2 tRNA genes are annotated in these 242 nt (G+C 46.3%); both read left to right on the top strand.

The annotated features are described in order from the left end of the window. The first annotated feature begins 55 nt into the window (after nucleotides 1–55). Nucleotides 56–127: transfer RNA gene (locus STRDD11_RS13525), tRNA-Glu, on the top strand. A 5-nt stretch (nucleotides 128–132) separates the two neighbouring features. Then, a tRNA-Asn gene (locus tag STRDD11_RS13520) sits at nucleotides 133–206 on the top strand. Nucleotides 207–242: the final 36 nt, after the last annotated feature.

The following is a 242-nucleotide window of genomic DNA, read 5'->3' as shown; positions in this document are numbered from 1 at the left end:
TTGACAAAGGAAGAAAAGCTGATATAATGGAATATGTTCAAAAAAGGACATATGAGGTCCGTTGGTCAAGGGGTTAAGACACCGCCTTTTCACGGCGGTAACACGGGTTCGAATCCCGTACGGACTATCTAATCCGCCATAGCTCAGTTGGTAGTAGCGCATGACTGTTAATCATGATGTCGTAGGTTCGAGTCCTACTGGCGGAGCTAGCAAGACAAGACTGAAGAGAGTTCTGTATCAGG

The organism is Streptococcus sp. DD11, from assembly GCF_001578865.1.
Lineage (GTDB): Bacteria > Bacillota > Bacilli > Lactobacillales > Streptococcaceae > Streptococcus > Streptococcus panodentis.
The sequence above is the reverse complement of the archived record's forward strand: the minus strand, read 5'-3'. Positions and strand labels throughout refer to the sequence as shown.